The following is a 23,981-nucleotide window of genomic DNA, read 5'->3' as shown; positions in this document are numbered from 1 at the left end:
GGTCAAGGTTTGAATATGCATGATCACACCCCGCCCCCGCCAAAGGACGATCCGGCCTTTGCCAAACATGACCATCACCGCTGCGCCGGTGAAGGGCTGGCGCGGGCGGAAGAGATTCTGGCCGGTCGCAAGGTCCGCCTGACCCCGGTGCGCCGCCGCACGCTGGAAATCCTGCTGGAGGATCACCGCGCGCTGGGGGCGTATGAAGTTCTGGAACGTCTGGCCGCGGACGGATTCGGCAACCAGCCGCCCGTTGCCTATCGGGCGCTGGAATTCCTTGTAGATCATGGGCTTGCCCATCGTGTCCGGCGGCTGAATGCCTTTACCGCCTGCCGCCATTCGGGGCAGGATCATGCGCCCGCCTTTCTGATCTGCCGCCAGTGCAATGCCGTGGCCGAGGCCCCGGCCGATGCGGTGCGCAGTGCCCTTGATACCACAGCGGACAAACTGGGCTTTGTCATCGAGCGCAGCAATATCGAGGCTTTGGGCCTGTGCCCGGCCTGCAGGGACGCGGCATGACACTGGTCTCGGTGCAATCGCTGGCTGTGCGCTTTGGCGGGGCAGAGGTGCTGCGCGATATCGACCTGTCGGTTTCAGCCTCTGAGATCGTGACCATTGTCGGTCCGAACGGATCGGGAAAATCGACGCTGCTGCGTGCGATGCTGGGCATTCAGCCCGCCAGTTCCGGCCGGGTGATGCGCAAGGCGGGGCTGCGGATCGGCTATGTGCCGCAGCGTCTGGCCATCGACCGCAGCCTGCCGATGACGGCACGGCGCTTTCTGTCGCTGCCGCGCCGGGTCAGCGATGCCGAGGCGGCGGCGGCGCTGGATCGCTGCGGCGTGGGCGCAGTGGCGGAACGGCAACTGGTGGACCTGTCGGGCGGGCAGTTGCAGCGGGTGCTGTTCGCGCGGGCGCTGATCGGGCGGCCCGAACTTCTGGTGCTGGATGAGCCGACACAGGGGCTGGACCAGCCCGGAGAGGCGGCGTTTTACCAGTTGATCGCCGATGTGCGGGCCGAGACCGGGGCGGCGGTGCTGATGGTCAGCCATGACCTGCATGTGGTCATGGCGGCGTCAGACCGGGTGATCTGTCTCAACGGTCATGTCTGCTGCGAGGGCACGCCGCAGGTGGTGCGGGACGCGCCGGAGTATCGCGCGCTGTTCGGCTATGGCACGCAAGGCGCGCTGGCGCTTTACCGCCATGACCATGACCATAATCACGGGCCGGGACTGGCGCATCACCATGATGCGGCCTGTGATCATGACCATTCGGCACCCGATCATGCGGCGAAGGATCATGCCGCGAAGGAATATACTGCGGCAGGCCATGCAGGCGAAGGGCATTCGGGGACAGGTCCGCATCATGCTTGACGATTTCCTGACACGCGCTGCCCTTGCCGGGCTTGGGCTCAGCCTTGCCACGGGGCCGCTGGGGGCAATGGTGGTCTGGCGGCGGATGGCCTATTTCGGGGATGCGACCAGCCATGCGGCCATTCTGGGCGTGGCGCTGGCGCTGGCAACGAACCTTCCGGTCGGGGCGGGCACATTGCTGGTGGCGCTGGCCATGGCGGCGACGGTCTCCACCCTGTCGGCCCGGGGCTGGGCGATGGATACGACGCTTGGCGTGCTGGCGCATTCGGCGCTGGCCTTCGGACTGGTCGCGGTCAGCTTCCTGCCGGGGATGCGCACCGATCTTTCGGCGCTGCTGTTCGGCGATATCCTTGCCGTCTCGCGGGCCGATCTGGGCTGGATCTGGGGCGGGTCGCTCTTGGTGGCGGGACTGTTGATCTGGCGCTGGCAAAGCCTGCTGACCGCCACGTTGAGCACGGATCTGGCCCATGCCGCAGGCGTGAACCCGGACCGGGAGCGTCTGGTGCTGACACTGGCGCTGGCGGTGGTGGTGGCGGTGGCGATCAAGATCGTGGGGGCGCTGTTGATCGCAGCCATGCTGATCATTCCGGCGGCGACGGCGCGCGGACTGGCCCGCAGCCCCGAAACGATGGCCGCCCTTGCCGTGCTGGCCGGGGCGGGGGCGGTGCTGGGCGGGCTTTGGGCCTCCTTGCGCTTTGACACGCCTGCCGGGCCCTCGATCGTCACCGTGGCGGCGCTGTGTTTCATCGCCTCAGTTCTGGCGGGGCGGCTGCGCCAGGCCTGAGCCACAGATTGCGCTTTGGCGGACAGTGCATCATCGGGGGCGCTGCCCCCTTCGGCGCGGCGCGGCGCATAGCCCATTGCCCCGGAAACCTGCAATGTAAAAAGGGGGCGACCGGATCGGCGCCCCCTTTGCGGATCACTGCAAGATGGTCCAGATCAGACGAAGAACTGCGCGCCATTTGCACTGATGGTGGATCCGTTGATGAATCCTGCATCCTCGGACACCAGGAAGGCAACGCAGCGCGCGATTTCCTCAGGCTCTCCCAGCCGTCCCGCCGGAATCTGCGCGATGATCGAGTCGCGCACCTTTTCCGGCACGGCCATCACCATTTCGGTCGCGATATAGCCCGGGCAGACCGCATTGGCGGTGATGCCAGCCCGCGCGCCCTCTTGTGCGAGGCTTTTCACGATGCCCAGATCGCCCGCCTTGGTCGCGGCATAGTTCACCTGAGCGAACTGCCCCTTCTGCCCATTGATCGAGGAGATCACGACGACGCGGCCGAATTTACGGTCGCGCATGCCGGGCCAGACCGGATGAACGGTGTTGAACACGCCGGTCAGGTTGGTGTCGATCACCTGATGCCACTGTTCGGGCGTCATCTTGTGGAACGGCGCGTCACGGGTGATCCCGGCATTGGCCACGACAATGTCGACCGGACCCAGATCGGCCTCGACCTGCGCGATCCCGGCCTTTGAGGCCTCGTAATCCGCGACATTCCACTTATAGGTCTTGATACCCGTCTCAGCTGTGAATTTCTCTGCCGCCTCGTCATTGCCGGCGTAATTTGCCGCGACCGTATGGCCTGCAGCTTTCAGGGCCACGGAAATGGCCGCTCCGATGCCGCGCGATCCTCCGGTGACAAGGGCAATTCTGGACATGTTCTCTCCTCCGCGAGACGTTGATTTGAAACAGTGTTATCGAAATGAAAAAGCGGACGCAACATTGTTGCGCCCGCCTTTTTCACACCGCGATGCGGTCAGGCCCGTTCAAGGCACATCGCGACGCCCATGCCGCCACCGATGCACAGCGTGGCAAGGCCCTTCTTCGTGCCCGAACGCTGCATCTCGAACAGCAGCGTGTTGAGGATCCGCGCGCCCGAGGCGCCGATAGGATGGCCGATGGCAATGGCACCGCCATTCACGTTCACGATGGCCGGATCCCAGCCCATATCCTTGTTGACCGCGCAGGCCTGCGCCGCAAAGGCCTCATTCGCCTCGACCAGCCCCAGATCGCCGACCTTCCAGCCCGCCTTGTCCAGCGCCTTGCGGCTGGCATGGATCGGCCCCACGCCCATGATGGACGGATCCAGCCCGGCGGTGGCATAGGAGGCGATCCGCGCCAGCGGCGTCAGTCCGCGCTTTGCGGCCTCTTCCTCGGTCATCAGCAGCACCGCTGCCGCGCCGTCATTCAGGCCCGAGGCATTGGCCGCCGTCACCGAACCATCCTTGGCAAAGGCGGGGCGCAGTTTCTGCATCGCCTCGATCGTGGCACCATGGCGGATATATTCGTCGGCATCGACCGTCACATCGCCCTTGCGGGTCTTGATGGTGAAGGCCACGATCTCATCGGCGAATTTTCCGGCCTTTTGCGCGGCCTCAGCCTTGTTCTGGCTGGCAACCGCGAATTCGTCCTGCATCTCGCGGCTGATCTGCCACTGGTTCGCAACATTCTCGGCGGTCTGGCCCATGTGATAGCCGTTGAACGCATCCCAGAGCCCGTCACGGATCATGCTGTCAATGAAGTTCAGATCACCCATCTTCTGCCCCGCACGCAGATGCGCGACATGGGGTGAAAGGCTCATATTCTCTTGTCCGCCGGCGACCACGATGGCGGCGTCGCCCAACTGCACATGCTGCGCGCCCAGCGCAACCGCCCGCAGGCCCGATCCGCAAACCTGATTGAGCGACCAGGCGCTGGCCTCTTTCGCCAGACCCGCCTTGATATGCGCCTGGCGCGCGGGGTTCTGCCCCTGCCCGGCGGTCAGGACCTGACCGAGGATGGTTTCCTCGACCTCGGCCTTGTCGACGCCTGCCCGGGTCACGACTTCGGCGATCACCGCGGCGCCCAGATCATGCGCCGGGGTCGCGGCGAAAGCGCCGTTGAAGCTGCCGACAGCGGTTCGTGCTGCCGATACGATCACGACATTGGTCATGGCTCTGATCCTCTCCCTTGGCCGATGCGCGGGGGATGTCCCGGCGCCTTTTCTTTCTGGCTAAGGGCTGACCGGCGCAAAAGCAAGGCCCTGCCGCAGTGCGGCGCCCCGAGGGGATGACAGAGTGTTACAGCCGCCGCGCGACGAAAGGTCAGGCCGATTTCTGCTGCTGCCATGCCGGATGAATGGTCGGCGCGCCGAACAGAAAGCCCTGCAGCCCCCCTGCCCCGGCCTGATGCAGCCATGCGGCATCCTGCGGGGTTTCGACCGATTCCGCGACCGTCAGCATGTCGAAATGCCTGCCAATCGACAAAAGTGCCCGGGTCAGGGCCTGATTGTCGGGGTTGCGATGCACGTCGCGGATGAACTGCCCGTCGATCTTGAGGATATCAAAGCAGAAATCGCGGAAATAGCGGAACGCGGTCTGGCCGGCGCCGAAATCATCCAGCGCGAAACTGACCCCCTCGGCCTGCATGTCATCCATGAAGGCGATCACCAGTTCCGGCACCAGCATGGCGGAACTTTCGGTGATTTCAAGGATCAGCCTTTCGCCCAGCGTGGGATGGGCCGACAGGGCCCGGCGCAGGATCCGCATCCAGCGCGGATAACCGACGGATCGCGCCGACATATTGACCGAGATGCGCAGGGACGGATGACGGATCAGCGTGTTCAGCCCCATGTCCAGCGCGGCACAGTCGATCTGGCGGCCCAGTTCATCCGCCTCGACCGCGCCGATGAAATCACGCGCCGGAATCGGGCGGCCGGTATCGTCCAGCACCCGGATCAGCCCTTCATGAAAGGCAATACGCGACGGATCGGCCGCCGAAACCACCGGTTGCCAGGCAAGACGCAAGCGTTTTTCCGCCACGGCCCGCTGCACCATGGCGATGGTTTCGCGATCCTGCGCGGCAATCGCCGCGGCAAGCGGGCTTTCCTGCCCGGACGCGATATCGGTCCTGACCCTGCGGTTCATGCCGCTCTCCGTAATGACGCCGTGTCCCCTGACATGGGCAGACTGCGGCAGACGGCGTAAAGGGGTGGTAAAGGTCGCGGGTTTGACGCAAATCTTAACGAACATTTCGGAGGGCCTTCCTTGGATCAGGAAAACGGGCGCTGCCCCTGGTGCGGGACCGATCCGCTGTATGTCGCTTATCACGATCAGGAATGGGGCGTGCCGGAACGCGATTCCCGTGCGCTGTGGGAAATGCTGATCCTCGAAGGATTTCAGGCCGGTCTCAGCTGGTATACGATCCTGAAACGGCGTGAAAATTTCCGCGCGGCCTTTCGCGGCTTCGATCCCGGCCAGATTGCCGGTTGGGGGGAGGACGAGGTGACGCGCCTTCTGGCCGATCCGGGCATCATCCGCCATCGCGGCAAGATCGAGGGCACGATCCGCGCCGCCCGCGCCTTTCAGGAGATCGAGGCGCGCGAAGGGTTCTCGGGCTGGATCTGGGGCCATGTCGACGGGCGCCCGGTGCAGACAGGGCTTGCATCCATGGCCGGGGCGCAGGCCCAGACACCCGGCTCGGTGATCCTGTCGAAGACCCTCAAACAGGCTGGTTTCGGCTATTGCGGGCCGGTGATCACCTATGCCTTCATGCAGGCGGCGGGGCTGGTGAATGACCATCTGCTGTCCTGCCCGCGCCATGCAGACGTCGCGGCGATGGCGGGCTGATCCGGCCTTTGTTCAATCCGCCCGAAGCGGCCATTCCGGCCGTGTGGGCAAGGAGACCGACCATGCGCTTTCTTGATCTGACCAGCTGGCAGGGCATTCTGGGCACCGTGCTGGGGCTTGCGCTGATTACACTGATCGGGGTCGGCATCCGCGTTCTGATGATGCTGACGATCCAGCAGCGTCAGCAGCGGCGCAACCGCCAGATCAATGAACGGCTCAGAACGCTGATGGCGGCCTATCGCACGCTGGGCGGGTCGTTCACCGGCGATCTGACGGTCAGCCCGCTGCATCTGCGTGACCTTCGTGAAACCGGAACCGATCCTGCGGCCGAGGCAGATCCGGAAAACGCGGGCCAGACCGGATCAGACCGGCCCCGGCGGATCCGCGATGCGGTCGAGGCGGCCCTGTCGGATATCCTGCTGCTGGGCACCGAAACCCATGTCCGCCTTGCCGGTCAGGCCGCGGCGGATCTGGCGGCGGGCCAGCCCATCCATACCGCCGAACTGGTGATCAGCCTGCGCAACTATATCCGCGAGGCGCTGGATCTTGACCCCGTGCCCGCAGGCGTGGCGATCCCGTTTCAGGGGCCGACCCGACCGGCAACCGGCGGAGGCAGCAGAAGCGGACGGCGCGAGGGTGGCGGTCAGGGCGGCGGCGGAGGCGGCGCGGGCGGAGGTGCCGCCGGGGGCGGCGGCATGGGTATGGGAATGGGGGTGGGTCTGGGTGGCGGGCGCGGTGATCCGCCCCCGGGCGCCTGACCCCAGCATGGCATCACAGGGGCCGGGCCATTGGCGTCTCACCTGATCGGGGTGACCGGCAGCGCTTGGCATATCAGGCGAATGCCCCCCCACCGGTCACATCTCGGGACCGGCCGTCAAGGCGCGCAGAACGGCCTGCGCATTGGCGCTGTCCCATTCGGCATCGCCGATCAGCCGCGCGACCTCTTGTCCCTCGGGATTCAGGATCACCGTGACCGGCAGGCCCAGAACGCCCATGGCGCGTGCCAGTTCGGATTTCGGGTCGCGCAGCGCGGGCAGGTTCTGCATGCCGATTTCATCAAAGAACCGTTCAATCCCCGGCACCGGATTGCGCCCGGTCGCAACCGTCACTACCGCCACGCCCTCATCCGCCATCAGGGCTGCCAGCCGGTCCAGCGCGGGCATCTCATGGCGGCAGGGCGCACACCATGTCGCCCAGAAATTCAACACCACCCATTGGCCCTGCCATTCGTCCAGCGACCGGGGCGCTTCGGCCAGATCGACCAGCGCGGCCTGCGGCACCGGTTGCGGCGACTCGTGAAAGGCCAGCTTGCGCATGTCGCCCTCGCGCAGTGCGGCGGCAGCGGTCGCATCGGCCAGCGCCGGATTTGCACCAAGCGCCAAGGCCGTATAAAGCACCACCAGAAAACCGCGCATCCCATTCCCTCCGAAGGGCCGATCCATGACCGATACCCTGTCCAAATCCCCCGCCAGCGCAGCCCCCGGCGCGAATGCCATGTGGGGCGGCCGTTTCGAGGCCGGCAATGACGCCATCATGCAGGCGATCAACGCCTCCATCGGGTTTGACCGCAGGCTGGCGCGTCAGGATATCGAAGGCTCCCGCGCCCATGCCGCGATGCTGGCTGCCACCGGCATCATCGGTTCTAAGGATGCCGAGGCGATCCGGGAAGGGCTTCTCACGGTGTTGTCAGAGATTGAAATGGGCATCTTCCCCTTCCGGGTCGAGCTTGAGGATATCCACATGAATGTGGAGGCACGCCTGAAGGAGCTTATCGGTGAACCGGCGGGTCGCCTTCACACCGCGCGGTCGCGCAATGATCAGGTGGCGCTGGATTTCCGGCTTTGGGTCCGCGACCAGTGCGATGCCGCGATCACGGGGCTTGAGGCGCTGATCCGGGCGTTTCTGGCGCAGGCCGAGGCCGGGGCGAATTGGGTCATGCCCGGCTTTACCCATCTGCAGACCGCCCAGCCCGTAACCTGGGGCCATCACATGATGGCCTATGTCGAGATGTTTGCGCGCGACCGGTCGCGGTTTCAGGATGCCCGCGCGCGGATGAACGAAAGCCCCCTGGGGGCGGCGGCGCTGGCGGGCACCTCCTTTCCTATCGACCGGAACATGACGGCGCAGGCGCTTGGGTTTGACCGGCCCACGGCAAACAGCCTCGATTCGGTCTCGGATCGGGATTTCGCGCTGGAATTCCTGTCTGCAAGTTCGATTTGTGCAATGCACCTGAGCCGCTTTGCCGAAGAATTGGTCATATGGTCCTCGGCCCAGTTTCGGTTTGTGCAATTGTCGGATCGCTGGACGACCGGATCGTCGATCATGCCGCAGAAGAAAAACCCCGATGCGGCAGAACTTCTGCGCGCGAAACTGGGGCGGATCCTCGGGGCGACGGTGGCGCTGTTCACGGTGATGAAGGGTCTGCCGCTGACCTATTCCAAGGATATGCAGGAAGACAAGGAACAGGTTTTTGACGCGGCCGATACGCTGATGCTGGGACTGGCCGCGATGACCGGCATGGTCAGCGACATGACCGCCAACCGCGACAGCCTTGCCGCCGCCGCCGCCAGCGGTTTTTCAACCGCAACCGATCTGGCCGACTGGCTGGTGCGGGAACTGGGCCTGCCTTTCCGCGACGCGCATCACATCACCGGAAGCCTTGTCGCCATGGCCGAAAGGGCCGGCATCGACCTGCCCGATCTGACGCTGGAGCAGATGCAATCGGTGCATGGGCAGATAAGCGCCGATGTGTTCGATGTGCTGGGCGTTGAAAATTCCGTCCGCAGCCGTATCTCTTTCGGGGGCACGGCACCCGATCAGGTGCGCGCCCGGATCAATGACTGGAAGGCCCGTCTGAAATGAAGCATCGTCCCATTTTTGCCGCGCTGACGGCGCTTGTCCTGCTGGCGGCCTGCGGGGTCGATGGCGCGCCCACCGCCCCCGGCGCAAACCTGTCGGTCGACGGGGATGCGCGTTTCGGGATCACCACCAAGTGATCTCGCCGCTGCGCCTGTTGTATCTGGCGCTGGCGATCTGGGGCGCGGTCCATCCGATGTATTGGTTCGTGACCCATATGCGGGCCGAGGGCACAGGTCTTTCCGGCCTGATCTCGGCTTGGCATGCCAATGCCTCCACCACGGGCCTGACATGGGATCTGACCATCGCGGCCATTGCGCTGACGGTCTGGATCGTGGCCGAGGTCCGGGTGCGGCAGAACTGGACAGCGCTGGCCGCGATACCCGCGACCTTCTGCATAGGTCTGTCCTGCGGCCTGCCGCTTTACCTGTTCCTGCGCACCCGCCCTGTCACCTGACGACGCCGCGCCCCGCCATGAGGGCAGAACAAGCGCCGATCAGAGCCGGATCACATAATCCTTCAGCGTAGTCTCAATCACCTCCCATGTGCCCTCAAACCCCGGGCGGATGATCCAGCTGTCGCCCGCGACCAGCCGCGTCTCGTGGCCGTCGGCATCGGTCAGCACCGAGACGCCTTCCAGAATGCGGATATATTCCCATTCCACATAGGACACGCGCCATTTTCCCGGCGTCGACTGCCAGAGCCCGCAATAAAGCCCGTCACTGTCTTCCAGATTCCACGTCCGGTGCACCGGATCCCCGGAAATCAGCCGGTCCGGGGCGGGGCGTTCCTCTTCCACAGGCACGCTGTCGCGGTCCATCCGCAGGATCAGGGGGGTGGTCATCAGGGGTCTCCGTCGTTGGCGGTTTCGCAGGCAGCTTTGACCGAAAGCCCGGCATCCGGCAAGGCCCCGCCTTGTCCCGCCGCGCCCCGGTCTTTCCTTCCCCTCGGCGTTCTTTCCCCCCGGTGTTCTTTCCCTTAGGTCACCGCTTCCCTCTGGCCCCCCCCGCCCCGGCCCGGTATAACGCCCGCGCCGAGACCCAGCCGAGACCCCCAGCCGATATCCAAGACGGAGAGCCTTGACGGATGAGCGCCCAAACCCCGGTCCGCCCCCCCCTTCCCGCCGATTTCCAGTCCCGCAAGGGGGCCGCACCCTTGGTCTGCCTGACGGCCTATACCACCCCGGTTGCCCGGCTGGTCGATCCGCATTGCGATCTGGTTCTGGTGGGTGACAGTCTGGGCATGGTGATCCACGGGCTGCCCTCGACCTTGGGCGTGACGATGGAGATGATGATCCTGCATGGACAGGCTGTGATGCGCGGGCTGACCAGATCGCTGGCGGTGATCGACATGCCCTTCGGCAGCTATGAGGAAAGCCCCCAACAGGCCTTCCGCAATGCCGCAAGGCTGATGGCCGAAACCGGCGCCCCGGCGGTGAAACTGGAAGGCGGGCAGCATATGGCCGAAACCATCGCCTTTCTGACCGCGCGCGGTGTGCCGGTCATGGCCCATATCGGACTGACGCCGCAATCGGTCAACACACTGGGCGGCTACAAGGTCGTGGGACGCGATGCCGAGGCTGAAACGGTCATGGCGGATGCCCGCGCCGTGGCGGCTGCCGGGGCGTTTTCCGTAGTGCTGGAAAAGGTGCCGGCAACGCTGGCCGGGCAGATCACGCGCGATCTGGCCATCCCCACCATCGGCATCGGGGCAGGTCCCGATTGCGACGGGCAGATTCTGGTCATCGACGACATGCTGGGGCTTTTCACCGATTTCCGGCCGAAATTCGTCAAGCGCTATGCCAGTCTGGGCGCCGATGCCGCGACCGCGATCGGCGCCTATGCCGATGAGGTGCGCGCGGGCCAGTTTCCCGGCGCCGAACACAGTTTCGCCGATACCGCCCCGCAGCCGAAAGGCAACAGATCATGACCCGCCCCCCGATCATGCCGCCCCCCGTTCTGCGCCGCGTTGCAATGATGCGCCCGCTTGTCGCGGGCTGGAAACGCGCGAATGAAACCGTCGGGGTCGTCCCCACCATGGGCGCCCTGCATGAAGGCCATCTGAGCCTTGTGCGCGCCGCCCGTGCCGAATGCAGCCGGGTGATCGTCACCATTTTCATCAATCCCAAACAGTTCAACAGCACCGAGGATCTGGCGAAATATCCCCGCACCGAAGACGAGGATCTGGCCCTTCTTGCGCCGCTGGGGGTCGATGCGGTGCTGTCCCCGCCCCCGGAGGAGGTTTATCCCCCCGGCTTTGCCACTACGGTTTCGGTTTCGGGCCTTTCCGCCCCGATGGAGGGCGAGCACCGGCCCGGCCATTTCGACGGAATGGCGACCGTGGTCACGAAACTCTTCGGCATGACCGAGGCGGATCGCGCCTATTTCGGGCAGAAGGACTGGCAGCAATTGCAGATCGTGCAGCGTTTCGTGGCCGATCTGAACCTGCCGCTGACCGTGGTCGGCTGTGAAACGATCCGCGAAACCGACGGGCTGGCCATGTCCTCGCGCAACCGCAGGCTGGATCCTGCCGCCCGCGCCATCGCCCCCGCCCTGCATCGGATCATGCAGGAAAGCGCCGCCCTGATCCGGGCTGGCGCGCCGGTGCCGGAGACGATGAAAACCGCCCGCGCGCAGCTGGTCGAGGCCGGTTTCGCCTCGGTCGAATATCTTGAACTGCGTTCGGCGGCGACGCTGGACCGGGTGCAGGACCTGTCCGCCCCGGCCCGGATGCTGGCCGCAGCCCATCTGGGCGGCGTGCGCCTGATCGACAATATCGCGGTCTGAAACCTGCGCCCTTCCGGCGTTCACATGGCCCAAGTACCTCCGCCGGAGGCTTCCCCGGCCGCGCCATGCGCCGCCGGGGCAGAACGGGGCCGCGTCAGGCCGGGCGCAGGTCCATCGGGCGCTCGCGGATCGGCAGATGCACGATGGCCGAAAACGCCCCGACCCCCACGCCGATCCACCAGACCAGTGTGTAATCGCCGGTGATGTCATACATCCGGCCGCCCAGCCAGACGCCCAGGAATGACCCCAGCTGATGGCTGAAGAACACCAGACCGTAAAGCGTGCCCATATAGCGCAGCCCGTAGATATGCGCGACCAGCCCCGAGGTCAGCGGCACCGTGGCCAGCCACAACGCCCCCATTGAGACCGAGAACAGCACGACCGTCGTCGGCGTCATCGGCAGCAGGATGAACAGCGCCGCGATGATCGTGCGCCCGGTATAGATCCCGGCCAGCAGGTATTTCTTGGAATAGCGCTTGCCCAGCCAGCCCGCCGTCAGCGTGCCCACGATATTGGCCAGCCCGATCAGCGCGATGGCCACCGCCCCCAGCGCCGAGGTTGTCGTCACGCCGATGGCCGCCAGCGATCCGTTCGGGTCGATGGGTCCGCACATCTCGGTCACGAAGGCCGGGAAATGCGCGGTGACGAAGGCAAGCTGATAACCGCAGGAGAAGAATCCCAGAAAGATCAGCGTATAGGACGGATCGCGAAAGGCCCGCCGCAGCACCTGACCCAGCGTTTCCTCAAGTTCCGCCTTGGTTGCGGTGACCGGCGCGCGCATGAAGGGCAGCGCCAGCAGGCTGGCCAGAATGACCACTGCAAAGATCACGAACACCGTTTGCCAAGTATAGCTTTGCAACAGGAATTCCGCCGTGGGGGCGCCGAAGACCTGCCCCGCCGATCCCGCCGCCGTCGCGATGCCCAGCGCCATTGACCGGTTTTCCGCACTGGCCGCGCGCCCGACGACGGCCAGAATCACGCCAAACCCGGTGCCCGCGACGCCGAAACCGACAAGGATTTCCAGCACATGATGCTGGCCCGGCGTCACCGCGAAAGAGGACAGGATCAGCCCCGCCGCATAGATCAGGGCGCCCAGGATGATCGCGCGGCGATCCCCGAAGCGTTCGGCGAAGGCGCCAAAGATCGGCTGCCCGATCCCCCAGGCAAGGTTCTGGATCGCGATGGCCATCGAGAAATCCGACCGCAGCCAGCCAAATTCATCGGCAATCGGGATCTGGAACACGCCGAAACTGGCCCGCACCGCAAAGGACAGCATCAGGATGATGCACCCCGCGACCAATACCGGGGTGATAAGGGGGGATTTCTGTTGCATGGGAAGGCTCCTGAACCGGCGCGCAAGGTGAACCTGCGCCGATCCGGGGTCAATGCCGGAATTGTCTGCGACACAATCGCCGCAGACCTTGGCCTATCCCTCAGCCCTCGGCTTGCCCTGTCGGAGTCAAAGAATGACCTGATGTTCGTATTGCCCGCGAAATTCCGTCTCGATGCGGAACAGCTTGCCCGAATGCGGCTGCTCGGCGCGCGCGGCCTCGGTCATGCCTTTCTGCGCCGAGGTGACGTACAGCGTGGTCATGTCAGCCCCCCCGAACCCGGGACAGGAGGGCTGGCGCACCGGCAGGTCGATCCGCGTCAGGGGCTGGCCTGACGGGTCATAAGCCGCAACGCAGCCCGCGCCCCAATGGGCAACCCAGATATTGCCCTGCCGGTCGAACACTGCGCCATCCGGGCGCAGCCCGCCCGCCCGCGTATCGACATGCACCACCGGATCGCCGACCGGCCAGCCCTGCCCGTCCAGTGCGACCCGCCGGATCTGGCAACTGTCGGTATCGGTGAAACAGGCGAAACCGGCATCGGGCGAAAAGCAGATCGCATTGGTGATGCTGATCCCGGGGAAGATGCGGCGCAACTCCCCCCGGTAATAGCGCCAGATTGATCCGGCCGCCTTTTCCGCCGCCTTCCCCATGGTGCCGATCCAGAAACCGCCCCAGGGGTCCGCGCGTCCGTCATTCGACCGCGTCACCGGATTGTCGGCCTCAAGCGGCACCAGATCCTCCCGCGCGCCGGTGACCAGATCGAAGCGGAACAGCGCGGTTTCCGAGGCGATCAGCAGCGCATCCCGCCCGATCCAGCCCGCTGCCGAAACATGTTCATCGAATTGCCATTCGCGCGGCTGCCCGTTTTCCTGCGTCAGCAGCCGCTTGCCCAGAATGTCGACCCAGTAAAGCTGTTCGCGCAGCGGATGCCACAGCGGCCCCTCGCCCAATTCGCAGCGCCGGTCATCAGCGATTTCATAACCCTGTGCCGGATCTGTCATTCCATCCCCCTCCATGCGGTGACCAGCGCGCGGGCATTGGCCGCGATCTCGGCAACCGGCTGACCCGGGCGATACAGCGCCGTGCCGATGCCGAACCCGTCGGCGCCCGCGCCGCGCCATTCGGCGAAATTCGCAGGCCCGACACCGCCCACAGCATAGACCTGTGTGCCCGGTGGCAGCACCGCGCGGATGGCGCGCAAGCCTTCACAACCCATCAGGAAAGAAGGGAAGATCTTGATCCCCGTCGCACCGGCGCCAAGGGCCGCGAAACATTCGGTCGGGGTCAGCGCCCCGGGCCAGCTTGCCATGCCCGCCGCGACCGTGGCGCGGATCACCTCGGCGTCGGTATTGGGGGACACGATCAGCCGCCCGCCTGCCGCCGCCACATCCTGCACCTGCGCCACGGTCAGCACCGTGCCCGCGCCGATCAGGGCGCGGTCGCGGAATTCCCGCGCCATGGCGGCGATGGAGTCCAGCGGGTCAGGCGAGTTCAGCGGCACCTCGATCGACGTGATGCCCGCTGCAATCAGGGCCTCGGCCACCGGCAGGGCCTCGGCGGGCGTGATACCACGCAGAATGGCGATCAGGGGAAGGGTCATCAGGGCCTCCGCAGGCTGGCAAGCCCGGCCAGCGCCGAGGCCGGACCGGAGAGTTGACGCGCCGTGATACCCTGCTGGGCCAAGGCACGGGCATAAAGGGCAGAAAGCTTCTCTGCCCCGACAAGGGTGACGGGCTGACCCAGCCAATAAGGGCGCGCGGCGGCCAGTTCGACGCCGATCAGCAGCCCCGAAAGGCGCGAGCGCGCCGCAACCGGCGTCAGACCGGACAAAAGCCCCTCGGCCCGCAGCCCGAACAACCGCGCGGCAAAGCGGTGCGGATGGGACAGCGCATCGGACAGCGCCGCGTCAAAGGCGTCTTCCTCAAACCCGTCGCCGCCCGCCAGCCCGTGCCGCAGCACCGATTGTTCCGACAGCAGGGCGAACAGCTCACCCGTCAGGAAGGTCTGGAAACTGACCACCTCGCCTGCGCTGACATGGGCCCATTTCGAATGCGTACCCGGCAGGCAGATCACCCCGTCGAAACCGGGATCCAGCGTCAGCGCGCCCGCAATCTGGGTTTCCTCCCCCCGCATCACATCGGCCGGGTCGGCCTGGGACAGGCCCGGTGCGATCCGGACTTCCAGCCGGGGGTCGCGGGTCGGCACCGGCGTCAGCGCGCCCGCATCCAGCGGGGTGCAGGGCACGGCGCGGTAGCGCGCCTCGACCCAGCCCTGCCTCGCGCCCGCCATGCCGCAGACCATGACCGGCATCTGCCCCGTCGCGGGCAGCCAGTCGGAAATCAGCGCCAGCAGCGCAGGTTCGAACCCGTCGGGCGCAAGCTGTCCCATGCCCTGATCCGATCCGCGTGTGGCCAGCGGCCCCTCGGGGCCCATCGCGGTCACGCGCAGGTTCGAGGTGCCCCAGTCCACCGCAATCCAGTCAGGGGCGATGCGCCCGGCGGCATTCCCTTCGGCTACGGACTTGGCCGCGATTCCGTTCACCATGCCGGTCATCCCGTCACCACCACGCCACCATCGATGACCAGCGCCTGCCCGGTCATCATGCGCGACAGATCCGACGCAAGGAACAGCACGCCCCCGGTGATATCCTCGGGCGCCAGCGTGTCCTTCAGACATTGCCGCGCCAGATGCGCCTCCAGCCCTTCGGGCGTCACCCAAAGGTCTTTCTGTTTCTGCGTCAGCACCCAGCCCGGCATCAGCGCATTGACCCGGATCCGGTCAGCGCCGAATTCCCGCGCCAGACTGCGCGACAGCGAATTGATCGCGGCATTGGCCGCCGCATAGACCGGATAACCCGCATTGCCCATCATGTAGCTGATCGAGGAGAAATTCACGATCGACCCGCCGCCTGCGGCCTGCATGCCCGGAATCACCGCCTGCGCGGCAAAGAAATAGGCCTTGAGGTTGATATCCAGTGACCACTGGAAAAATTCCTCGGTCACGTCCAGCGTCGCATGGCGCTGGTCGTTCGCGGCATTGTTGACCAGCACCCGCACCGGGCCATGGGCCGCCGATGCTGCCGCGATTGCGGCCCCCAATGCGCCCGTATCGGTGATATCGCATTGCAGGAAAAGCGGGCGCTGGCCGGTCGCCGCTTCCATCGCATCGCAAAAGGCGGTCGCGTCAGAGCGCTGGACGAAGGCCACATTCGCGCCTTGCCGCAGGAAAGCCTCGGTGATCGCCGCACCGATACCGGACCCGCCCCCGGTGATGAAGACGGATTGTCCGCGCAGGTCGGAAAAGGTCGCTTCGGTCATGATCGGGCCTTTGGCATTGCTGGGGCCGGGCGCGGCGGGGTCAGGACGGGGGTCAGAGAGCGTGTGCCTCTGGCTGGCCTGCGCCTCCGGCGGCGGTATTTTTACCAAGATGAAACAGCACGTCCTACCTGCAGGGTCAAGCCGTTCGGCACAGGGCGCGGGCGGTCAGTCCTGCCCCAGATGCCGCTGACCCCGCGCTGCTGCCAGCGCGATCTGGCGGGCGCGTTCGCGGAACCGGGCGCGGTCGTCCTCGGAATATTCATCCTTGCAGTGATGGCATTGCGCGCCTTCCTGATAATCGGGATGGGCGCGGTCCGCGGGTGACAGCGGGCGGCGGCAGGCATGGCAGGTGACATGCGGGCCGGGCACCAGCCCATGCCCGACCGACACCCGCCCGTCGAACACATAGCATTCCCCCTGCCACAGGCTTTCGGCCTCGGGCACTTCCTCAAGATATTTCAGGATACCGCCCCTGAGGTGAAAGACATCCTCCACCCCCTGCCCCAGCAGGTAATTCGTCGATTTCTCACAGCGGATGCCGCCGGTGCAATACATCGCGATGCGCTTGCCCCGGAACAGGTCGCGATTGTCCTGCCACCATTGCGGAAAATCGCGGAAACTGCGGGTTCCGGGGTCCACCGCGCCCGAAAATTGGCCAATCCCGACCTCATAATCATTGCGCGTGTCGATCACCGCCACATCGGGCGACGCGATCAATGCGTTCCAGTCAACCGGATCAACATAATGCCCGACCCTTGTGCCGGGGTCGATATCGGGCTGGCCCATGGTGACGATTTCACGTTTCAGCCGCACCTTCAGCCGCCCGAAGGGCTGCATCTCGGCATGGCTTTCCTTCCAGTCCAGCCCGGCACAGCCCGGCAGCGCGCGGATATGGGCCAGCATCGCGTCAATGCCGGCGCGCGTCCCTGCGATGGTGCCATTGATCCCCTCGGCCGCGATCAGCAATGAGCCGCGAACCCCGCCTTCCGCGCCAATCGCGCGCAGGGGCGCGCAGAGCGCTGCAGGGTCGTCGAAACGGGTAAAATGATAGAGGGCTGCAATCACGATCATTCCCGTCCCTTGGCGCGAAGCCCGCCGATTTGCAAGTCCCGCGCTTGACGCCCCCCGATGCGCGGCTTACCCCAAGGCAGGGACAGGCGGAGGGACAGGTCATGGCCGGACCGGACAAGACATTGCCGGATGAGGCGCTGATCGTCATTGATGTGCAGAATGATTTCTGCCCCGGTGGCGCGCTGGCGGTGGCGGATGGCGATGCGATCCTGCCCGGCATCAATGCGGCGATGGCGGATTTTACGGCGGTGGTGCTGACGCAGGACTGGCACCCGGCCGATCACGCCTCTTTTGCCGAAAATCACCCCGGTGCTGCACCCTTTTCCATGACGGACATGCCTTATGGTTCGCAGGTTCTCTGGCCGCGTCATTGCGTGCAGGGCAGCGCGGGCGCGGAATTTCATGCGGCACTGGACACGCGGCGCGCCGATCTGGTGATCCGCAAAGGCTTCCGTCCCGCCATCGACAGCTATTCCGCCTTTTTCGAGAATGATCGCAGCACCGCCACCGGGCTGGACGGCTATCTTCGGGACCGGGGGATCAACCGTCTGGTGCTGGCGGGGCTTGCCACCGATTTCTGCGTCGCCTTTTCGGCGCTTGATGCCGCCCGTCTGGGATATGAGGTCACGGTGCGGATGGATCTGTGCCGCGCCATCGACCTTGACGGATCGCTTGCCACCATGTCCGACCAGATGCGCGCCGCCGGCGTCCGCCTGTCCTGACAGCCGCCGCCCGAACGGAGCCCCTGAAATGGTCGATATCGCCACGCGCGTCTACAATCACAAATGGAAGATCGACCCGATTGTGCGGTCGCTGATCGACACCGATTTCTACAAGCTTCTGATGTGTCAGTCGATCTTTCGCAACAAGCCCGACACCACTGTAACCTTCAGCCTGATCAACCGGACGAAATCCATCCGGCTGGCGGATCTGGTGGATGAGGGAGAGTTGCGCGAACAGCTTGACCATATCCGCAGCCTGCGCCTGTCGCGTGGCGAAAGCACCTTTCTGCGCGGCAACACCTTTTACGGCAAGCGGCAGATGTTCCGCCCGGATTTCATGGAATGGTTCGAGGGGCTGCAACTGCCGCCCTATCATCTGGAAAAGCGCGATGGCCAGTATGAACTGACCTTCGAGGGACGCTGGCCCGAGGTGATGATGTGGGAAATTCCTGCGCTGGCGGTGCTGATGGAACTGCGGTCCCGCGCGGTGCTGCGCAGCATGGGGCGGTTCGAATTGCAGGTGCTTTACGCCCGCGCGATGACGCGGCTTTGGGAAAAGGTTGAGCGGCTGCGCGCGGTCGACGGCCTGCGCCTTGCCGATTTCGGCACGCGCAGGCGGCATTCCTTCATGTGGCAGGACTGGTGCGTTCAGGCGCTGCAGGAAGGGTTGGGCGGGGCCTTTGCCGGCACATCGAACTGCCTGATCGCGATGCGGCGCGAGGTTGAGGCCATCGGTACCAATGCGCATGAACTGCCGATGGTCTATTCCGCGCTGGCGCCCGATGATGCGGCGCTGGCGCAGGCCCCCTATCAGGTGCTGGCCGACTGGCATGAGGAACATGACGGCAATCTGCGCATCATGCTGCCCGATACCTATGGCACCAAGGGCTTTCTGGACCGCGCGCCCGACTGGCTTGCGGCCTGGACCGGGATCCGCATCGACAGCGGCGATCCGGCACTGGGCGCGGAAACCGCCATCGACTGGTGGACCGCGCGGGGCGAGAACCCGCGCGACAAGCTGGTGATCTTCTCGGACGGGCTGGATGTCGAGAAGATCGAGGAGTTGCAGCGCCGTTTCGCCGGACGGGTCAAGGTGTCCTTCGGCTGGGGCACGATGCTGACCAATGATTTCCGGGGGCTGGTTGCGGGCGACGGGCTGGCCCCGTTCAGCCTTGTCTGCAAGGCCGTGGCCGCCGATGGAAGGCCGACGGTGAAACTGTCGGACAATCCCAACAAGGCCATGGGCCCCGAGGCGGAAATCGCGCGCTACAAGCGGGTTTTCGGCGTCGGGGAACAGCAGGCACAAGAAGTGATCGTCTGATCTTCCGTCCCCGGCGGATTTTTCTGTCTACAAATATCCTCGGGGGGTGAGGCCCGTCAGGGCCGAGGGGGGCAGACAGCCCCCCTGCCCCGTCGGAAGAAGCTGCGGATGAAGCCGCAGCACCGAAACCCGAAGCGCAAAAAAAGGCCGGGCATAAAGCCCGGCCAGGTCCAACAGGGAGGATGCCGCGCCATAACCCCGACGCGACAAGGGGAACTGAATTTCATCCGCCTGTTAACTATACCCCATAAAGTTGCATATGGTTCCCGGTCGCCCGGAAAATAGGCAAGATATGGCGCTTAGGCCACAAGTCGGTAACCACCGGACTCGGTCACCAGCAGCCGGGCGTTTGACGGATCGGGTTCGATCTTCTGACGAAGGCGGTAGATATGCGTCTCAAGCGTGTGGGTCGTGACCCCCGCATTATAACCCCAGACCTCATGCAGCAGCACATCGCGGGCCACCACGCTCTGGCTCGCGCGGTACAGGAACTTCAGGATATTGGTCTCTTTCTCGGTCAGGCGGATCTTGCGATCCTTTTCGTCCAGCAGCATTTTCTGCGCGGGTTTGAACGTATAGGGCCCAAGCTGAAAAATCGCGTCCTCGGATTGTTCATGCTGGCGCAGTTGCGCCCGGATGCGGGCCAGAAGAACCGGGAACTTGAACGGCTTGGTGATATAGTCATTCGCCCCGGCATCCAGCCCGAGGATCGTATCGGCATCGGTGTCATGGCCCGTCAGCATCAGGATGGGGCATTTCACCCCCGCCTTGCGCATCCGGCGGCACACCTCCCGCCCGTCGGTATCGGGCAGGCCAACATCAAGGATGACCAGATCGTAAAGCGCGGCCTTGGCCTTCTCCATGCCCTCGGCGCCGCTACCGGCCTCGAACACATCGAAATCCTCGGTCATGACAAGCTGTTCGCTCAGCGCCTCGCGCAGGTCCTCGTCATCATCCACCAGCAGTATCTTGCGCAGCGCAGCCATGGCATCCTCCATCATTCCTTGGCTTCGACATGCGCCTGTGCCCCTGTGTCATCAAGATTTGTGGCAGGAAAATCACGCGCTCGTGTCGCAAAAAGCGCGTATGTTTCAAATTGCCGTGCTTGCACATGACCGGAAAGCGCGGGAAGGATGCGCCATGGTTCTTGCGCTTTCCACAGTCGAACGCCTGACCCGCGCGCGGGGCGATCTGCGTATGGGCGTTCCCGTGGTTCTGACCGAGGCGGGGGCGGCGGCGCTGGTCATCGCGGCGGAACCGCTGACGGCAGGCAGGCTGGCGCAGTTGCGCGCCCTTGGTCAGCCGGAACTGGTGCTGAGTGCGCGCCGCGCCGAAACCCTGCGCAGCCCGGTCTATGACGGGGATATTGCCCGCTTCGCCCTGCCGGACGAGGCCGATCTGGCATGGATCCTTGCCATGGCCGATCCGGCGCAGGATCTGGCCCGCCCGATGAAGGGGCCGTTCCGCCCCTTGCGCAACGGATCACCTGCCCTGCACCGCGCCGGACTGGCCTTGGTGAAATCGGCGCAGCTTCTGCCTGCGCTTTTGCTGGTGCGGGTCCATGCGCTGACCGATCCCGATCTGACCCGTCTGGCGCTGGCCGATATCGCGCCCGAACTTTTGCGCGCCTCACCGCTGCATCCGGTCGCCGCCGCGCGCCTGCCGATGGTCGCCTCGGATGCCGGACGGGTTCATGTCTTCCGCCCCGAGGATGGCGGGCCGGAACATTACGCCATCGAAATCGGCCAGCCCGACCGCGCCCGTCCGGTTCTGGCGCGGCTGCATTCGGCCTGTTTCACCGGCGATGTACTGGGCAGTCTGAAATGCGATTGCGGCCCGCAACTGCGCGCCGCCCTTGCCCGGATGGGGGCCGAAGGTGCCGGCGTTCTGCTCTATCTCAATCAGGAGGGGCGCGGCATCGGCCTTGCCAACAAGCTGCGCGCCTATTCGCTGCAGGATCAGGGCTTTGACACGGTCGAGGCCAATCACCGGCTGGGGTTCGAGGATGATGAACGCGATTTCCGGCTTGGGGCCTCGATCCTGCGGGAAATGGGGTTTTCCGCCGTGCGGCTGTTGACCAACAACCCCGCCAAGATCGCGATGATGGAGGCGATGGGCATTTCCGTCGCCGAACGGGTGCCGCTGCAGGTGGGCCAGACCGCGCAGAATGCGGATTATCTGGCGACCAAGGCGCGCAAATCCGGGCATTTGCTGTGATTCACCCCGGCACGATTCTGGCAACCCGCTGGGGCGTGCAGTTCGCGGGGCGGCGTCTGGCGGCATCCATCGGGCGGGGCGGGATCGTGCCTGCCGCGCAAAAGTGCGAGGGGGACGGGGCGACACCTGCCGGGCTGCACCGGATTGTCGGTATGCTGTTCCGGCCCGACCGGATTGCGCCTGCCCGCCTGCCGGGCTGGGCCGTGCCCATCGGGCCGCGGGATCTGTGGTCGGATGATCTGCGCGACCCGGCCTATAATCACCCGGTCCGCGCGCCGCATCCATTCGGGCATGAACGCCTGTCGCGGCCTGATCCGCTTTATGATCTGATCCTGCTGACCGACTGGAACCATCCCGATGCGGTGCCGGGGCGCGGTTCGGCGATTTTTGTGCATACATGGCGCAGGCCGCGCCACCCCACCGCCGGGTGCCTTGCCTTTTCCCGGCCCGATCTTCTGTGGCTGGCCGCCCGGATCCGGCCCGGCACGACGCTGGAAATCCGGGGCTGGAAATCCGGGGCTAGCGCGCCAGCGAGACCGAAAACCCCGCCGCCGTCATCGTGATCCGGCGAAGGGTGAAGGGCCCCGCCCCGGAATAATCCAGTTCCATCGCCACCTGACGAAAGCGCAGCGGCGACAGATGGCCCGGGCCGTCCGTCACGCGATAATCCATCGCGCAGCGCAGGCCGTCCGCCTGTTCGACCCTTTCGGCCAGTGCAATCGCCACCACCCGCCGCCCGTCATAATAGCGCAGCGCATCGGGGCAATCGGTCGAGGTGACCAGCCGCGCAAAGGCCTCGACCGGGTTCAGGACCACCCCTTGCACCACCGCCGGATCGGACAGGGCCGTGGCCTCACCGGGGGGTTCAATCTGCGTTTCCAGAACCCGCCCCGCATCGGTCAGGACCGAGATGTTGCGCGCCTCCCGCGCGGATCGTGATTCGCTCAGATACTGCGTGACGGCGCGGCCATCGGGCGTCAGGGCGGCAAAGCTGCGGGCGGTGAAACTGCCATCGGCCAGACCCAGCGGCGTTGCATCCAGTGTCGATGCGATCTGCAACGCGCCCTTGGCGCCGGTCTCGAAAGTGACGCTGCCGATCTGACGCTCCCCCAGCCGGACGATCCAGTCCTCGCCAAGGGCGGGCAGCGGCAGGCAGGCCAGCAGGACCAGCGCCAGACGCATCGCCCTAGCCCCGCGCGCCGAACAGCGCCGAACCCACACGGATATGCGTGGCGCCTTCAGTAATTGCGTTCTCGAAATCGCTGCTCATCCCCATCGACAGGCCCGCCAGACCGTTGCGCGCCGCAATGGCCGCCAGTTCGCGGAAATGGGGTCGGCTGTCCTGCCCTTCAGGGGGAATGCACATCAGGCCCCGCACCGGCAGATCGCTGGCGCGGACAGAGGCGATGAAGGCATCGGCATCGGCAGGGTCCACGCCTGCCTTTTGCGGTTCGGACCCGGTATTGATCTGGATGAACAGATCGGGCGAAGCACCGCGCGACTGCGCCTGTGCTGCCAGCTTGTCGCGCAGGCTGGCGCGGTCAAGGCTGTGGATCGCGTCGAAAAGCTCTGCCGCCGCCTTGGCCTTGTTGCTTTGCAACGGGCCGATCATATGCAGCGCGACATCGGCGAAACGCACGCGCAGATCGGGCCATTTTCCTTGCGCTTCCTGAACGTAGTTTTCTCCGAAAACCCGCTGCCCCTGCGCCAGCGCGGCCTCGACCCGGTCGATGGGCTGGATTTTCGACACCGCAATCAGCGTCACGCTGGCCGGGTCGCGCCCGGCGGCGGTGCAGGCGGCGGCAATGCGGTTTCGAATCAGATCGAGTGACATGGAAAGCCCCCCTTTTGCGCTGGCCGGACCCTAGGCGCGCGGGGGCGGGATGGAAAGACCAGCCCTTTCAGAATTTCGTGTCAGGTTTCCGGGCGGTTTTTGCGTGAGAGGTATTTCCAGGGGGGGTCAGTTTTCGCCGAATTGCAGATACAGCATCGGCATCGGCAGGCCGCAATCGCGGCGCCCGGCGCGGCGACAGCCGCCCCGGCCTGTATCATCCTCAACCCGGATGCGGGCGCCGAAGGTTATGCCGCCATCGGTCACGCGGGCGGCGTCGATATCCAGCCGCGTCTTGTTGCGGATCGAGACATCGCCCGATTCTGCGCGGTCCAGCCCCATCGCCGCCTGACCCGAAAGCGAAATCTGCGCCATGGCGGGCGCTGCCGCAAGGCTGCCGATCAGGGCAAGGCAAAGGGGGGCAATCCGGGGTTTCATGCCGCAATCCTGCCCGATCCGCCCGGGCCGGGCAAGGGCGCGGACCCGGCGGGCGCTTTGGCGGCGGGGGATCGCGCAGGGAAGGATGGGGCGCAAAGCGAAAAGGC

29 protein-coding genes are annotated in these 23,981 nt (G+C 65.3%); 14 read left to right on the top strand and 15 right to left on the bottom strand.

Annotated elements, in window-relative coordinates; genetic code table 11:
- The first annotated feature begins 15 nt into the window (after positions 1-15).
- The 3 genes from JL811_RS12970 to JL811_RS12960 are packed head-to-tail and all read left to right on the top strand — an operon-like array spanning position 16 to position 2,154.
- Entirely contained in the window at positions 16-519 is a 504-nt protein-coding gene (locus tag JL811_RS12970) for a Fur family transcriptional regulator (RefSeq protein ID WP_202689125.1), read from the top strand.
- The gene (locus JL811_RS12965; protein ID WP_202689124.1) at positions 516-1,370 is read left to right on the top strand and encodes a metal ABC transporter ATP-binding protein; all 855 of its coding nucleotides are present in this window, start codon (positions 516-518) and stop codon (positions 1,368-1,370) included. The genes JL811_RS12970 and JL811_RS12965 overlap by 4 nt, the downstream gene beginning before the upstream one ends.
- Positions 1,363-2,154 carry a metal ABC transporter permease gene (locus JL811_RS12960; protein WP_202689123.1) on the top strand — a complete coding sequence of 264 codons (792 nt, stop codon included), beginning with the start codon at positions 1,363-1,365 and terminating at the stop codon, positions 2,152-2,154. Before JL811_RS12965 ends, JL811_RS12960 begins: the two co-directional genes overlap by 8 nt.
- Positions 2,155-2,309: 155 nt before the next feature.
- On the opposite strand, the gene phbB is transcribed toward JL811_RS12960, so the two are convergent.
- The 3 genes from phbB to JL811_RS12945 form a co-directional block, all read right to left on the bottom strand.
- Positions 2,310-3,032 carry an acetoacetyl-CoA reductase gene (gene phbB, locus JL811_RS12955; protein ID WP_202689122.1) on the bottom strand — a complete coding sequence of 241 codons (723 nt, stop codon included), beginning with the start codon at positions 3,030-3,032 and terminating at the stop codon, positions 2,310-2,312.
- 98 nt (positions 3,033-3,130) lie between these two features.
- The gene (locus tag JL811_RS12950; RefSeq protein WP_202689121.1) at positions 3,131-4,306 is read right to left on the bottom strand and encodes an acetyl-CoA C-acetyltransferase; all 1,176 of its coding nucleotides are present in this window, start codon (positions 4,304-4,306) and stop codon (positions 3,131-3,133) included.
- 151 nt (positions 4,307-4,457) lie between these two features.
- Positions 4,458-5,279 (bottom strand): EAL domain-containing protein, encoded by an 822-nt coding sequence (locus JL811_RS12945; protein ID WP_202689120.1) that lies wholly within the window; start codon positions 5,277-5,279, stop codon positions 4,458-4,460.
- A 120-nt stretch (positions 5,280-5,399) separates the two neighbouring features.
- Between JL811_RS12945 and JL811_RS12940 the strand changes: the two genes are divergently transcribed.
- Both JL811_RS12940 and JL811_RS12935 read left to right on the top strand, forming a co-directional pair.
- On the top strand, positions 5,400-5,981 hold the full coding sequence (locus tag JL811_RS12940; RefSeq protein ID WP_202689119.1) for a DNA-3-methyladenine glycosylase I: 582 nt from the start codon (positions 5,400-5,402) through the stop codon (positions 5,979-5,981).
- A gap of 62 nt (positions 5,982-6,043) precedes the next feature.
- Positions 6,044-6,739: a hypothetical protein gene (locus JL811_RS12935; RefSeq protein ID WP_202689118.1), complete on the top strand. Its 696-nt coding sequence runs from the start codon at positions 6,044-6,046 to the stop codon at positions 6,737-6,739.
- 96 nt (positions 6,740-6,835) lie between these two features.
- Here the strand turns inward: JL811_RS12935 and JL811_RS12930 are convergent, their stop codons facing one another.
- On the bottom strand, positions 6,836-7,396 hold the full coding sequence (locus JL811_RS12930; protein ID WP_202689117.1) for a TlpA family protein disulfide reductase: 561 nt from the start codon (positions 7,394-7,396) through the stop codon (positions 6,836-6,838).
- A 25-nt stretch (positions 7,397-7,421) separates the two neighbouring features.
- On the opposite strand from JL811_RS12930, the gene argH reads away from it, so the two are divergent.
- The 3 genes from argH to JL811_RS12915 are packed head-to-tail and all read left to right on the top strand — an operon-like array spanning position 7,422 to position 9,294.
- Positions 7,422-8,843 carry an argininosuccinate lyase gene (argH, locus tag JL811_RS12925; protein WP_202689116.1) on the top strand — a complete coding sequence of 474 codons (1,422 nt, stop codon included), beginning with the start codon at positions 7,422-7,424 and terminating at the stop codon, positions 8,841-8,843.
- On the top strand, positions 8,840-8,977 hold the full coding sequence (locus JL811_RS12920) for a hypothetical protein (protein WP_202689115.1): 138 nt from the start codon (positions 8,840-8,842) through the stop codon (positions 8,975-8,977). Before argH ends, JL811_RS12920 begins: the two co-directional genes overlap by 4 nt.
- Positions 8,977-9,294: a DUF2834 domain-containing protein gene (locus JL811_RS12915; protein ID WP_202689297.1), complete on the top strand. Its 318-nt coding sequence runs from the start codon at positions 8,977-8,979 to the stop codon at positions 9,292-9,294. The genes JL811_RS12920 and JL811_RS12915 overlap by 1 nt, the downstream gene beginning before the upstream one ends.
- A gap of 39 nt (positions 9,295-9,333) precedes the next feature.
- Here JL811_RS12915 and JL811_RS12910 read toward each other — a convergent pair whose 3' ends face one another.
- Entirely contained in the window at positions 9,334-9,681 is a 348-nt protein-coding gene (locus JL811_RS12910; RefSeq protein ID WP_202689114.1) for a cupin domain-containing protein, read from the bottom strand.
- Between the two features lie 242 nt (positions 9,682-9,923).
- Here JL811_RS12910 and panB point away from each other — a divergent pair, with 242 nt between their 5' ends.
- Both panB and panC read left to right on the top strand, forming a co-directional pair.
- Entirely contained in the window at positions 9,924-10,766 is an 843-nt protein-coding gene (panB, locus tag JL811_RS12905; protein ID WP_202689113.1) for a 3-methyl-2-oxobutanoate hydroxymethyltransferase, read from the top strand.
- A gap of 14 nt (positions 10,767-10,780) precedes the next feature.
- On the top strand, positions 10,781-11,623 hold the full coding sequence (panC, locus tag JL811_RS12900; RefSeq protein ID WP_202689296.1) for a pantoate--beta-alanine ligase: 843 nt from the start codon (positions 10,781-10,783) through the stop codon (positions 11,621-11,623).
- Positions 11,624-11,717: 94 nt separating this feature from the next.
- Here panC and JL811_RS12895 read toward each other — a convergent pair whose 3' ends face one another.
- The 6 genes from JL811_RS12895 to trhO all read right to left on the bottom strand — a co-directional run bounded on the left by JL811_RS12895 (position 11,718) and on the right by trhO (position 17,345).
- The gene (locus tag JL811_RS12895) at positions 11,718-12,956 is read right to left on the bottom strand and encodes an MFS transporter (protein ID WP_202689112.1); all 1,239 of its coding nucleotides are present in this window, start codon (positions 12,954-12,956) and stop codon (positions 11,718-11,720) included.
- Positions 12,957-13,082: 126 nt separating this feature from the next.
- The gene (locus JL811_RS12890) at positions 13,083-13,958 is read right to left on the bottom strand and encodes an SMP-30/gluconolactonase/LRE family protein (protein ID WP_202689111.1); all 876 of its coding nucleotides are present in this window, start codon (positions 13,956-13,958) and stop codon (positions 13,083-13,085) included.
- On the bottom strand, positions 13,955-14,557 hold the full coding sequence (locus tag JL811_RS12885; RefSeq protein WP_202689110.1) for a 2-dehydro-3-deoxy-6-phosphogalactonate aldolase: 603 nt from the start codon (positions 14,555-14,557) through the stop codon (positions 13,955-13,957). Before JL811_RS12885 ends, JL811_RS12890 begins: the two co-directional genes overlap by 4 nt.
- Complete coding sequence (locus JL811_RS12880) at positions 14,557-15,447, bottom strand: 2-dehydro-3-deoxygalactonokinase (RefSeq protein ID WP_202689295.1); 891 nt, start codon at positions 15,445-15,447, stop codon at positions 14,557-14,559. The genes JL811_RS12885 and JL811_RS12880 overlap by 1 nt, the downstream gene beginning before the upstream one ends.
- 59 nt (positions 15,448-15,506) lie before the next feature.
- Positions 15,507-16,274 carry an SDR family NAD(P)-dependent oxidoreductase gene (locus JL811_RS12875; protein WP_202689109.1) on the bottom strand — a complete coding sequence of 256 codons (768 nt, stop codon included), beginning with the start codon at positions 16,272-16,274 and terminating at the stop codon, positions 15,507-15,509.
- A 165-nt stretch (positions 16,275-16,439) separates the two neighbouring features.
- A complete protein-coding gene (gene trhO / locus JL811_RS12870; protein WP_202689108.1) occupies positions 16,440-17,345 on the bottom strand; it encodes an oxygen-dependent tRNA uridine(34) hydroxylase TrhO in 906 nt (301 codons plus the stop codon).
- Positions 17,346-17,446: 101 nt separating this feature from the next.
- Between trhO and pncA the strand changes: the two genes are divergently transcribed.
- Positions 17,447-18,067 (top strand): bifunctional nicotinamidase/pyrazinamidase, encoded by a 621-nt coding sequence (gene pncA / locus JL811_RS12865; protein WP_202689107.1) that lies wholly within the window; start codon positions 17,447-17,449, stop codon positions 18,065-18,067.
- 28 nt (positions 18,068-18,095) lie between these two features.
- Positions 18,096-19,388, top strand: coding sequence for a nicotinate phosphoribosyltransferase (gene pncB, locus JL811_RS12860; RefSeq protein WP_202689106.1), 1,293 nt, complete (start codon positions 18,096-18,098; stop codon positions 19,386-19,388).
- A 299-nt stretch (positions 19,389-19,687) separates the two neighbouring features.
- Here the strand turns inward: pncB and JL811_RS12855 are convergent, their stop codons facing one another.
- Positions 19,688-20,374, bottom strand: a complete 687-nt coding sequence (locus JL811_RS12855) for a response regulator transcription factor (protein ID WP_202689105.1) — start codon at positions 20,372-20,374, stop codon at positions 19,688-19,690.
- A 154-nt stretch (positions 20,375-20,528) separates the two neighbouring features.
- Between JL811_RS12855 and ribA the strand changes: the two genes are divergently transcribed.
- Together ribA and JL811_RS12845 are read left to right on the top strand one after the other, a co-directional pair.
- On the top strand, positions 20,529-21,605 hold the full coding sequence (gene ribA / locus JL811_RS12850) for a GTP cyclohydrolase II (protein ID WP_202689104.1): 1,077 nt from the start codon (positions 20,529-20,531) through the stop codon (positions 21,603-21,605).
- Positions 21,605-22,168, top strand: coding sequence for a L,D-transpeptidase family protein (locus JL811_RS12845; RefSeq protein ID WP_202689294.1), 564 nt, complete (start codon positions 21,605-21,607; stop codon positions 22,166-22,168). The genes ribA and JL811_RS12845 overlap by 1 nt, the downstream gene beginning before the upstream one ends.
- Here the strand turns inward: JL811_RS12845 and JL811_RS12840 are convergent.
- The 3 genes from JL811_RS12840 to JL811_RS12830 all read right to left on the bottom strand — a co-directional run bounded on the left by JL811_RS12840 (position 22,125) and on the right by JL811_RS12830 (position 23,874).
- Positions 22,125-22,787: a hypothetical protein gene (locus JL811_RS12840; protein ID WP_202689103.1), complete on the bottom strand. Its 663-nt coding sequence runs from the start codon at positions 22,785-22,787 to the stop codon at positions 22,125-22,127. The two genes, JL811_RS12845 and JL811_RS12840, sit on opposite strands and share 44 nt — an antisense overlap.
- A gap of 4 nt (positions 22,788-22,791) precedes the next feature.
- Positions 22,792-23,439 carry a YggS family pyridoxal phosphate-dependent enzyme gene (locus JL811_RS12835; protein WP_202689102.1) on the bottom strand — a complete coding sequence of 216 codons (648 nt, stop codon included), beginning with the start codon at positions 23,437-23,439 and terminating at the stop codon, positions 22,792-22,794.
- Positions 23,440-23,565: 126 nt separating this feature from the next.
- Positions 23,566-23,874 (bottom strand): porin, encoded by a 309-nt coding sequence (locus tag JL811_RS12830; RefSeq protein WP_202689101.1) that lies wholly within the window; start codon positions 23,872-23,874, stop codon positions 23,566-23,568.
- Between the last annotated feature and the right edge of the window lie 107 nt (positions 23,875-23,981).

Source organism: Szabonella alba (assembly GCF_016765775.1).
GTDB lineage: Bacteria > Pseudomonadota > Alphaproteobacteria > Rhodobacterales > Rhodobacteraceae > Szabonella > Szabonella alba.
This window is presented reverse-complemented; position numbering and strand designations above follow the sequence as displayed.

Bases quoted from the DNA above. Each gene is read 5' to 3' on its own strand.
- JL811_RS12970 (WP_202689125.1), top strand. From the start codon at position 16: ATGCATGATCACACCCCGCCCCCGCCAAAGGACGATCCGGCCTTTGCC.
- JL811_RS12965 (WP_202689124.1), top strand. From the start codon at position 516: ATGACACTGGTCTCGGTGCAATCGCTGGCTGTGCGCTTTGGCGGGGCA.
- JL811_RS12960 (WP_202689123.1), top strand. From the start codon at position 1,363: ATGCTTGACGATTTCCTGACACGCGCTGCCCTTGCCGGGCTTGGGCTC.
- phbB (WP_202689122.1), bottom strand. From the start codon at position 3,032: ATGTCCAGAATTGCCCTTGTCACCGGAGGATCGCGCGGCATCGGAGCG.
- JL811_RS12950 (WP_202689121.1), bottom strand. From the start codon at position 4,306: ATGACCAATGTCGTGATCGTATCGGCAGCACGAACCGCTGTCGGCAGC.
- JL811_RS12945 (WP_202689120.1), bottom strand. From the start codon at position 5,279: ATGAACCGCAGGGTCAGGACCGATATCGCGTCCGGGCAGGAAAGCCCG.
- JL811_RS12935 (WP_202689118.1), top strand. From the start codon at position 6,044: ATGCGCTTTCTTGATCTGACCAGCTGGCAGGGCATTCTGGGCACCGTG.
- JL811_RS12930 (WP_202689117.1), bottom strand. From the start codon at position 7,396: ATGCGCGGTTTTCTGGTGGTGCTTTATACGGCCTTGGCGCTTGGTGCA.
- argH (WP_202689116.1), top strand. From the start codon at position 7,422: ATGACCGATACCCTGTCCAAATCCCCCGCCAGCGCAGCCCCCGGCGCG.
- JL811_RS12920 (WP_202689115.1), top strand. From the start codon at position 8,840: ATGAAGCATCGTCCCATTTTTGCCGCGCTGACGGCGCTTGTCCTGCTG.
- JL811_RS12910 (WP_202689114.1), bottom strand. From the start codon at position 9,681: ATGACCACCCCCCTGATCCTGCGGATGGACCGCGACAGCGTGCCTGTG.
- panB (WP_202689113.1), top strand. From the start codon at position 9,924: ATGAGCGCCCAAACCCCGGTCCGCCCCCCCCTTCCCGCCGATTTCCAG.
- panC (WP_202689296.1), top strand. From the start codon at position 10,781: ATGCCGCCCCCCGTTCTGCGCCGCGTTGCAATGATGCGCCCGCTTGTC.
- JL811_RS12895 (WP_202689112.1), bottom strand. From the start codon at position 12,956: ATGCAACAGAAATCCCCCCTTATCACCCCGGTATTGGTCGCGGGGTGC.
- JL811_RS12890 (WP_202689111.1), bottom strand. From the start codon at position 13,958: ATGACAGATCCGGCACAGGGTTATGAAATCGCTGATGACCGGCGCTGC.
- JL811_RS12885 (WP_202689110.1), bottom strand. From the start codon at position 14,557: ATGACCCTTCCCCTGATCGCCATTCTGCGTGGTATCACGCCCGCCGAG.
- JL811_RS12875 (WP_202689109.1), bottom strand. From the start codon at position 16,274: ATGACCGAAGCGACCTTTTCCGACCTGCGCGGACAATCCGTCTTCATC.
- trhO (WP_202689108.1), bottom strand. From the start codon at position 17,345: ATGATCGTGATTGCAGCCCTCTATCATTTTACCCGTTTCGACGACCCT.
- pncA (WP_202689107.1), top strand. From the start codon at position 17,447: ATGGCCGGACCGGACAAGACATTGCCGGATGAGGCGCTGATCGTCATT.
- pncB (WP_202689106.1), top strand. From the start codon at position 18,096: ATGGTCGATATCGCCACGCGCGTCTACAATCACAAATGGAAGATCGAC.
- JL811_RS12855 (WP_202689105.1), bottom strand. From the start codon at position 20,374: ATGGCTGCGCTGCGCAAGATACTGCTGGTGGATGATGACGAGGACCTG.
- ribA (WP_202689104.1), top strand. From the start codon at position 20,529: ATGGTTCTTGCGCTTTCCACAGTCGAACGCCTGACCCGCGCGCGGGGC.
- JL811_RS12840 (WP_202689103.1), bottom strand. From the start codon at position 22,787: ATGCGTCTGGCGCTGGTCCTGCTGGCCTGCCTGCCGCTGCCCGCCCTT.
- JL811_RS12835 (WP_202689102.1), bottom strand. From the start codon at position 23,439: ATGTCACTCGATCTGATTCGAAACCGCATTGCCGCCGCCTGCACCGCC.
- JL811_RS12830 (WP_202689101.1), bottom strand. From the start codon at position 23,874: ATGAAACCCCGGATTGCCCCCCTTTGCCTTGCCCTGATCGGCAGCCTT.